Annotated in this window: 3 protein-coding genes; 1 reads left to right on the forward strand and 2 read right to left on the reverse strand. The window is 38.3% G+C overall.

Annotated elements, in window-relative coordinates:
- The first annotated feature begins 338 nt into the window (after window positions 1-338).
- Window positions 339-551, forward strand: a complete 213-nt coding sequence (locus CXF78_RS16055) for a hypothetical protein (protein WP_011637494.1) — start codon at window positions 339-341, stop codon at window positions 549-551.
- A gap of 132 nt (window positions 552-683) precedes the next feature.
- Here the strand turns inward: CXF78_RS16055 and CXF78_RS16060 are convergent, their stop codons facing one another.
- Window positions 684-1,154: a hypothetical protein gene (locus tag CXF78_RS16060; protein ID WP_011637495.1), complete on the reverse strand. Its 471-nt coding sequence runs from the start codon at window positions 1,152-1,154 to the stop codon at window positions 684-686.
- Window positions 1,155-1,378: 224 nt separating this feature from the next.
- Window positions 1,379-1,843 (reverse strand): orotidine-5'-phosphate decarboxylase (pyrF, locus tag CXF78_RS16065; RefSeq protein WP_102037346.1); only part of this gene is annotated, 465 nt, incomplete at its 5' end.

Consider the following 1,843-nt stretch of genomic DNA (forward strand, 5'->3'; position numbering starts at 1 on the left):
TTATGCAGACAAACATAATGAGAATGACAACATAACCCCAGCGCCAGCCATAATATTACTAAGATATAGATTAGAGAGAGTGTAAAGGTGTCCACATTTGGTCAATAGCAAAAGCGGCGTTTTCTGTAACGCTTTCTACTCATTTCACAGGCTCAAAAACCCCGCTACGGTTTACTTAATGTATGTAACTAACATCAAATCTTTTAATCAACTGACTATGTCATCGGGTCAGATTGGATATGAATTTACTATCACTTTGATTGCAACATACACGGTTATATTGTTAGTGTGAGTAACCCGCTATAACATAACTATCGAACAATTAACGGAGCGAACTAATGGGATCTAACAATACTGATCAACATAAACACAGTATCGCGACTTTTGCAGCCTTGAAAACCGCCATTGCAAATGATGAAGAGCAGTTAGTAAAGGAATTATTGGCAGATGAACCGATGCAAGAGCTTGAGAAAAGCTACCTACTTGACCTAGCCCATCTAAACAATAATCGTACTATCATAAAATTACTTGAAGATATTCCTGAAAAATAGCTAAACAGAAGAATATAGTGTGTTGATGTCACCTCTATTTAGATGACCATTTTTCGCTTAAGAGAATCGCCGCATATAGCGGCGAAAAATGTTTATATAAGCCGTAATAACTAAGTATCATTTTTGATACTGTTACAATTCACTTTCCTCTTCTCTTTTTTCTATAGTAGCGCTTAATTTTTGATATACGCCAAGCGAAACAATCAAAATCGCCGATACCATAATAAGTAAAGCCGGATAGAGTAAAAGGCTCAGGTCTTTTGTTCCGGCTTTAAATATAAAAACCAGTCCTTCAATACTGACTGCTATGGTAATAATGACAATAATTTTTGTGATTGTTCGTCTTGCCTCTTTGGGATCCCGCAGCTCTTTGTCCTTAAAAACCTCTTCTTCCATCATATATTGTGCAACATCAATAATGGCTGCGGCTATGATTATAGCTGCGACAGATTGAAGCATTAATGGGATAAATCCAGAGTCATACTGAATGCCGGAAATGACTTCATAAATAGACCACAGCATAATTATCAAGGATAATATGATAAGAATTACAGCTGCGAACAGATGAACTCCAGCGAAAATTTTGTTAAACAGTTTTTTCATATTTTTGCCTTTAATATTTTATAAAATAACGTCGCTCATTCAGCTATTAAGTTGTACACACAATTAGGTATTGGTCTTCATTCAATGTAATGCTGATTATTTTTAACAACTCTTGATTGTCACAGGCTTATCACCCCAGAGGTTAATGTAGATAAGGTATCTTTACCCACTAGATTGACTAAATACAGTGACGCAGTCAACCTAACCGTTAGCGTGATAACAAATCAAACATGCAGTGATTGATAAATAGCTTTAAGTGCTGCTAATGGGTCGGCAGCTTGAGTAATTGGTCGACCAATCACTAAATAATCTGACCCTGCCGCAATAGCCTGGGGTGGAGTCATGACACGATGTTGATCACCGGCATCACTTCCTGCGGGTCTAATACCCGGTGTAACTAAGGTAAAATCTTGCCCAAATGATGATTTAAGCAATTTAGCTTCTTGAGCCGAACACACAACCCCGTCTAATCCTGCTTGATGAGTCAATTTGGCTAAGCGCAGCACATGTTCAAACGCAGGCACATTAATACCAAGCAACACTAAATCTTCATCTGACATCGATGTTAATACTGTGACGGCAATCAATAATGGTGCATCGTCACCAAAGGGAATCAATGCTTTTTTGGCTGCCTGCATCATGGCTAAGCCGCCACTGGCATGCACGTTAGTCATCCACACACCTAGATC

The sequence above is a fragment of the Shewanella sp. 11B5 genome (assembly GCF_002836795.1).
In the GTDB taxonomy this organism is placed as follows: domain Bacteria; phylum Pseudomonadota; class Gammaproteobacteria; order Enterobacterales; family Shewanellaceae; genus Shewanella; species Shewanella frigidimarina.

What these genes read in the sequence shown, in the direction of transcription:
- CXF78_RS16055 (WP_011637494.1), top strand. Translation starts at nt 339, where the DNA reads ATGGGATCTAACAATACTGATCAACATAAACACAGTATCGCGACTTTT.
- CXF78_RS16060 (WP_011637495.1), bottom strand. Translation starts at nt 1,154, where the DNA reads ATGAAAAAACTGTTTAACAAAATTTTCGCTGGAGTTCATCTGTTCGCA.